Raw genomic sequence first — 6,588 nt, 5'->3', positions numbered from 1 at the left:
CCGGCTCCGGCTCGGGCTCCGGCTCCGGCTCCGGCTCTGGCTCTGGCTCTGGCTCGGGCTCGGGCTCGGGCTCTGGCTCGGGCTCCGGCTCCGGTTCTGGCTCCGGCTCGGGCTCTGGCTCGGGTTCCGGCTCGGGCTCTGGTTCCGGCTCCGGTTCTGGCTCGGGCTCCGGCTCGGGTTCCGGCTCCGGTTCGGGCTCCGGTTCCTGACGCCGCTCCATCTCCGCCTCCACGGCGGCGCTATCCACCGCGGTGGCCTCGATGACCGGGCCGTCGAACGAGGGGGCTTCGGGGGTGCGGGTGCAGGTTGCGAAGTTCGCACCCACCACCGTGAATACCGCCACATGCCCCAGGGTGGAGTAGATCACAAAACGCGACGGGCTGCTCGCCAGCCGGCGCGGCAGTCTGGGGGTTGGCACTCTCAGCCAGCGCATGGGCAGGGCCTCATCCCGCGTCGGGGGCCGGGCCGTTGTCCGGTGGCTGACTCATCAGTCCCACACTCGGCACCCCGGCTGCCTGGAGTTCGGCCATCAGGGCCACGACCTCGCCGTAGGCCACTTGCTGGTCGCCGCGCAGTAGCACGCGTCGCTCCGGATCGTCGCTCATGATCCCGCCGACCTGCTCCAGGAGCTCTCCCCGGGAGAGGGGCTCCTCAGGGTCGTCGGCAAGGTTGAGGTAGACCCGGCCTTCGGCGTCGACACTGACGATCAGTGGCTCCGCTTCGTCCTCGTCCAGCGGCGAGCTGCTCACCTGCGGCAGATCCAGGTCGACGCCGTGGTAGAGCAGCGGTGCGGTGACCATGAAGATCACCAGCAGCACTAGCATGACGTCGATGTACGGGACGACGTTGATCTCCGACATTGGCCGCCGACGGCTGCGGCGTGTCCCGGTCGGTGTCACCCGTGCCAAGGCGTGCCCTCCTACCTGGCCGGCGCCGCGCCGGCCGCATGCGTATGCCGCTCGAGGATGCTGGTGAACTCCTCGACGAAGGTCTCGTAGCGGTTGGCGAGCCGCTCGGCGCGGTTGGCGTAATGGTTATAGGCGATGACCGCCGGAATGGCCGCGAACAGCCCCAGGGCGGTGGCGATCAGGGCCTCGGCGATGCCCGGCGCCACGGTGGCCAGGGTCGCCTGCTGTTGCCCGGCCAGGGCGCGGAACGAGTTCATGATGCCCCACACGGTCCCGAACAGCCCCACGTACGGGCTGACCGAGCCCACCGTGGCCAGGAACTGCAGGTGGCGCTCGGCGTTGTCCAGTTCGCGGCTGACCGATACGCGCATGGCGCGATGGGCGGCCTCGACCACTGCCGCCGGCGGGGCTCCGCTCTGCTTGCGCATGCGCGAGAACTCCTGAAAGCCGGCGCGGAAGATACGCTCCATGCCGGCGTGCTCGCCGGGGCCCTCGTCGCTGAGCCGGCGGTAGATCTCGGCCAGGTTGCCGCCGGCCCAGAACTCCTCTTCGAAGCGGATGGCGGTCTGCTCGGCGCGCTTGAGGATCAGGCGCTTGTAGAGGATCAGCGCCCACGAGGTGATCGAGGCGAGGATCAGCGACAGCATCACGGCCTGCACCAGCAGGCTGGCGTCGAGGATGAGACGGATGACAGAGACGTCGGCGGTCATGGTTGTCGTTCGCGCTGGCAGGGCCGGAGGATCGAATTTAACGACAGCTAGTTACAGAAACAAGTTCCACTGGAATGACAAGTGCCGGGGGCGTCGTCGCCCGGTCCGCGCTCCCGGCGAGTTACCCGAACAGGTCGCCGGAGCGGGTTGGTTGCCCGGGCACACCGAGCAGGGTGTAAGCGTGCTCGGTAGCCACCCGGCCGCGCGGGGTGCGCATCAGGTAGCCCTCCTGGATCAGGTACGGCTCGACCACGTCCTCCAGGGTGCCGCGCTCCTCGCCGATGGCGGTGGCGAGGTTGTCCAGCCCGACCGGGCCCCCGCCGAACTTGTGGACCACCGCCTCGAGCAGGCGCCGGTCTTGTTCGTCGAGGCCGTTGCGATCGACGTCGAGCAGCTCCATGGCGTCCGCGGCGACCTGCTGCGTAATCCGCCCGTCGGCCCGCACCTCGGCGAAGTCGCGCACCCGGCGCAGCAGGCGGTTGGCCACCCGGGGCGTGCCGCGGGCTCGGCGGGCGATCTCAGCGGCGCCGTGCGCCTCGGCGCTGACCCCCAGTCGGCCGGCCGAGCGCTCGACGATGCGCGTCAGCTCGTCCACCGGGTAATAGGCGAGGCGCTGCACGATGCCGAAGCGGTCGCGCAGCGGCGAGGTCAGCAGGCCGGCCCGTGTGGTGGCCCCGACCAGGGTGAATGGCGGCAGGTCGAGCTTGATCGAGCGCGCTGCCGGCCCCTCGCCGATGACGATGTCGATCCGGAAATCCTCCATGGCCGGGTAGAGCACCTCCTCGACCACCGAGGAGAGCCGGTGGATCTCGTCGATGAACAGGACGTCGCCGGGCTCGAGGTTGGTCAGGATGGCCGCCAGGTCACCGGGGCGGTCGAGGACCGGTCCGGAACTCTGGCGGAGGTTGGCGCCCATCTCGGTGGCGATGATGTTGGCCAGCGTGGTCTTGCCCAGCCCCGGCGGGCCGAAGAGCAGGGTGTGGTCCAGCGGTTCGTTGCGCCCCCGGGCGGCGTGAATGAAGATCTCCAGCTGTTCGCGCACCCCGGCCTGGCCGACGTACTCGTCCAGGCTCACCGGGCGCAGGGCGCGCTCCAGCGCCGCCTCTTCGCCGTTGCCGGCAGCGTCGATGATGCGCTCGGGCGGTCCGTGTTCGTCGCTCATGATCACCCCCCTCGCGGCACGGCGCGCTGAAGCGCACGCCGGATGATCGCTTCACAGCCAAGGCCCGGCTCGGCCGCGCCGCGGGCCATGCGCGAGGCTTCGGGCGGTTTGTAGCCCAGAGCGACGAGGCCCTCAACGGCCTCGCCCACCGGGTCATCCCCGCCTGCGGGCTGGTCGGCCTGCTGCGTGGCGGTGCCGGCGCCGCCGGAGGCGATGCCTTCGAGTCGGTCGCGCAGTTCGACGATGAGTCGCTCGGCGGTCTTGCGGCCGATTCCCGGTACCTGAGTCAGCCGTTTGGGGTCGTCGTCGCGGACGCAGCGGACCAGCTCCTCGCCGTCGACACCGGAGAGCAGGGCCAGGCCCAGCTTGGGCCCCACCCCGGAGACCCGGATCAGCCGCCGGAACAGGTCGCGCTCGGCGCGCGCGCGGAAGCCAAACAGGGTCTGCCCGTCCTCGCGGACGCTGAGGTGGGTATGCAGAATGACCTCCTGGCCGGTCTCGGGGAGGGCCTCGATGGTGGACAGCGGTGCCTCGACCTCGTAGCCGAGCCCGTTGACCTCGACCACCAGGGTGGGGGGGCGCTTCTCGAGCAGGGTACCGCGCAGTCGGGCGATCATCGCGGGGCTCCGGAGGCGGCCTGCGCCAGCGGCGCGCTGCGGTGATGGGCGTGGCAGAGGGCGGCGGCCAGAGCGTCGGCGGCGTCCTCGGCCGGGTTGGTGCGCAGACGCAGCAGCGCCCGGACCATGTAGCCCACCTGGCCCTTGTCGGCGCGGCCGCTGCCTGCGACGGCCTGCTTGATCCGCGCCGGCGCGTACTCGGCCACCGGCAGTCCGGCGTGGACGCAGGCGGTCAGCGCGGCGCCGCGGGCGTGCCCGAGCTTGAGCGCGGTGTCGGCGTTGCGGTGGACGAAGACCTGCTCGAGGGCGACCTCGTCGGGGTGGTGCTCTGCGATCAGCCCGGCCAGGCCGTCGAAGATGCGGCCCAGTCGCTCGGCCAGTCCAGACTGCCGGGGCAGGCGCAGCGTCCCCTCAGCCACCAGGCGACAGGGTCGGCCGTCGTCGACGATCCCGTAGCCGGTGACCCGCGAGCCGGGGTCGATGCCGAGGATGCGGGTCATCGCCTAGCCTTCTTCGTAGGCCTCCGCCGGCAGGTCGGCGTTGGTGTAGACGTGCTGCACGTCGTCCAGATCCTCCAGGCGCTCGATCAGCTTGGCGGTGCTGCGGGCGTTCTCGCCCTCGACCTGTACGGTCAGGTCCGGGCGCTGGGTCACGTCCGCCTGGGCCGGCTCCAGCCCGGCTTGGATCAGCGCATCGCGCACGCCCCGGTAGGCCTCCGGGGTCGTGAGCACCTCCAGCGAGCCGTCGTCGTTCTCTACCAGGTCATCGGCGCCGGCCTCCAGGGCGACTTCGAGCACTTGGTCGCTGTCCGTGCCCGGGGCGAAGATCAGCACACCGCGCTCCTGAAAGAGATAGGCGACCGAGTTGTCGGTGCCCATCTTGCCGCCGTGCTTGCTGAAGGCGTGGCGAACCTCGGAGACGGTGCGGTTGCGGTTGTCGGTCATGCAGTCGACCATGATCGCCGAGCCGCCGGGGCCGTAGCCCTCGTAGCGGATCTCCTCGTAGGCCTCCGCCTCCTCCAGGCCGGCGCCCTTCTTGATGGCGGCGTCGGCGCGGTCCTTGGGCAGGTTCACCGCGAAGGCGCGGTCCAGGGCCAGCCGCAGCCGCGCGTTCATCTCCGGGTCGGGCCCGCCAAGGCGCGCCGCGACGGTGATCTCGCGGATGTGCTTGGTGAAGATCTTGGACCGTTTGGCGTCCTGCGCCCACTTGTGGCGCTTGATGTTGGCCCACTTGCTGTGTCCAGCCATGGATCCTCTACAGGCTTGCTCGTCGGGAGGTCGCTCGAGCGCGTCAGGATACCACGCCCGCCGGGTCGGCTCCGAGGAGCCGCTTACGCCGCGGCCGGCTCGATCACGGCCCGGGCGTCCTCGCGCAAGTCGCGGCGCAGTAGCTTACCCACGGCGGATTTGGGTAGGGCGTCGCGGAAGATCACCCGCCGGGGTACCTTGTAGTTGGTCAGCTGCTGCCGGGCGAAGTCGATCAGCTCCGGCTCGGTGAGTTCCTCGTCGCCGGGCGTGACCACGAATGCGACCACCGTTTCGCCCGCCTCGCCCCGCGGCGCGCCGACTACGGCGACCTCGGCCACGGCCGGGTGCTCGGCGAGGGCCTCCTCGACCTCATTGGGGTACACGTTGAAGCCGGAGACGTCGATCATGTCCTTCTTGCGGTCGACGATGTGGATGTAGCCGTCGCTGTCCATGTAGCCGATGTCACCGGTGTGGAACCATCCTCCGCGCAGTGCCAGGCGGTTCTCCTCGGGGCGTTGCCAGTAGCCTTCGAACACCTGCGGGCCGCGGCCGACGATCTCGCCGGTCTGGCCCTGGGGGACGGGCTGGTCGTTGTCGTCGACGATGCGCACATCCGTGCCGGGCAGTGGAACCCCGACACTGCCCAGGCGGTTCTCGCCGTGGGGCGGGTTCACCGCCAGGACCGGGCTGGTCTCGGTCAGTCCGTAGCCTTCGAGTGGGGTGTGGCCAAGGAGCGACCGCCACTGTTCGGCGGTGCTGCGGTGCAGGGCGGTGCCGCCGGCGATGGCGAAATCCAGGTGCCTTGGCGGGTTGTTGCGGAACCACTCCGCCTGCAGCAGGCCGTGGAAGAGCAGGTTGACCGCCGAGAACTTGCTGACCGGGAACTGTTCGAAGGCCTTGCGCAGCTTGTCCACCGGTCGCGGCGAGGGGCAGAGGATGTTTCGGCAGCCGTAGTGGTGGAAGGTCAGCAGATTAAAGGTGAAGGCAAAGATGTGGTAGAGCGGCAGCGCGGTCAGGACCACGTCCTGCCCCGGGCGGATGGCGTCGCCGGCCATGGCGCTGATCTGGCCGAGGTTGGCGAGGATGTTGCGGTTGCGCAGCTCTGCGCCCTTGGGTAGCCCGGTGGTGCCGCCGGTGTACTGCAGCAGGGCGAGGTCGTCGGCGCCGCGCTCGGGCCAGGGCTGCGGGCCCAGGTGTTCGCCGCGGCTCAGGACCGCGCCGAGCCGGCGGGCGTTCGGCGGTGCTGCCGGGATCTCGCGCTTGGCCCGCAGCACGCCGTGGACCAGTCCGCGTTTGAGCCAGGGGAAGAGGTCGGCGATGCCGGTCAGCACCACTTCCTCGACCGCGGTTCCGGTCAGGGCGCCGGAGAGCTTGTCGGCGAAGAGATCGACGATGACCAGCACGCGTGCGCCGCTGTCGCTCAGCTGGTGCTGCATCTCCCGCGGGGTGAAGAGCGGGTTGATGTTCACCAGCACCGCGCCGGCGCGCAGAGTGCCGAAGACGGCGATCGGGTAGGGGAGGGAGTTGGGCATCTGGAGCGCCACCCGGTCGCCGGGGCGGATCCCGGCTTCGGCGATCAGCCAGGCGGCGAAGCAGTCGGCCAGGCGGTCGACGGTGGCGAAATCCAGGCTGGCATGCAGGCCGTTCTCCAGGCAGGCGGTGTAGGCAGGCAGCCGCGGGGTTTGCTCGGCCCGCCGCCGGGCGATGTCCGCCACCGTGGTCAGTTCCTGCAGCGTCGGGTCGGTGCCGTGATGGGTGCCGTAGCAGCGCTCCCAGGGGCGGGCATCGTAGAATGCGGCGGCGCCTTGATCGCTCATGGTTCTCCTCCGTCGACCGTAGGTTTTTTTTGTCGTTGTGAGGTTAAACGATCTGATCTGTCCGGAGCACCATCACTGTGTCTGCACCCCTGCGAATCCGAACCCTGCCGTATATCGCTGATGGACC

The 6,588-nt window shown here is 70.0% G+C and carries 7 protein-coding genes and 1 pseudogene; all 8 read right to left on the bottom strand.

What is annotated here, in order from left to right:
* Window positions 1-433 (bottom strand): annotated as a pseudogene (locus LRF89_RS05660) (TonB C-terminal domain-containing protein); the annotation flags it as partial.
* Between the two features lie 10 nt (window positions 434-443).
* Window positions 444-860, bottom strand: coding sequence for a protein TolR (gene tolR / locus LRF89_RS05655; RefSeq protein WP_201172989.1), 417 nt, complete (start codon window positions 858-860; stop codon window positions 444-446).
* 59 nt (window positions 861-919) lie between these two features.
* Window positions 920-1,618: a protein TolQ gene (tolQ, locus tag LRF89_RS05650; RefSeq protein WP_201172987.1), complete on the bottom strand. Its 699-nt coding sequence runs from the start codon at window positions 1,616-1,618 to the stop codon at window positions 920-922.
* 121 nt (window positions 1,619-1,739) lie between these two features.
* The gene (gene ruvB / locus LRF89_RS05645) at window positions 1,740-2,780 is read right to left on the bottom strand and encodes a Holliday junction branch migration DNA helicase RuvB (protein WP_201172985.1); all 1,041 of its coding nucleotides are present in this window, start codon (window positions 2,778-2,780) and stop codon (window positions 1,740-1,742) included.
* Window positions 2,781-2,782: 2 nt separating this feature from the next.
* Window positions 2,783-3,397 (bottom strand): Holliday junction branch migration protein RuvA, encoded by a 615-nt coding sequence (gene ruvA, locus LRF89_RS05640; RefSeq protein ID WP_201243146.1) that lies wholly within the window; start codon window positions 3,395-3,397, stop codon window positions 2,783-2,785.
* Entirely contained in the window at window positions 3,394-3,897 is a 504-nt protein-coding gene (gene ruvC / locus LRF89_RS05635; RefSeq protein WP_201172980.1) for a crossover junction endodeoxyribonuclease RuvC, read from the bottom strand. The genes ruvA and ruvC overlap by 4 nt, the downstream gene beginning before the upstream one ends.
* A gap of 3 nt (window positions 3,898-3,900) precedes the next feature.
* Window positions 3,901-4,644 carry a YebC/PmpR family DNA-binding transcriptional regulator gene (locus LRF89_RS05630; RefSeq protein ID WP_238634040.1) on the bottom strand — a complete coding sequence of 248 codons (744 nt, stop codon included), beginning with the start codon at window positions 4,642-4,644 and terminating at the stop codon, window positions 3,901-3,903.
* 83 nt (window positions 4,645-4,727) lie between these two features.
* Window positions 4,728-6,461, bottom strand: coding sequence for an AMP-binding protein (locus LRF89_RS05625; RefSeq protein ID WP_238636710.1), 1,734 nt, complete (start codon window positions 6,459-6,461; stop codon window positions 4,728-4,730).
* Between the last annotated feature and the right edge of the window lie 127 nt (window positions 6,462-6,588).

The sequence above is a fragment of the Halorhodospira sp. 9621 genome, from assembly GCF_022228055.1.
Lineage (GTDB): Bacteria > Pseudomonadota > Gammaproteobacteria > Nitrococcales > Halorhodospiraceae > Halorhodospira > Halorhodospira halophila_A.
The sequence above is the reverse complement of the archived record's forward strand: the minus strand, read 5'-3'. Positions and strand labels throughout refer to the sequence as shown.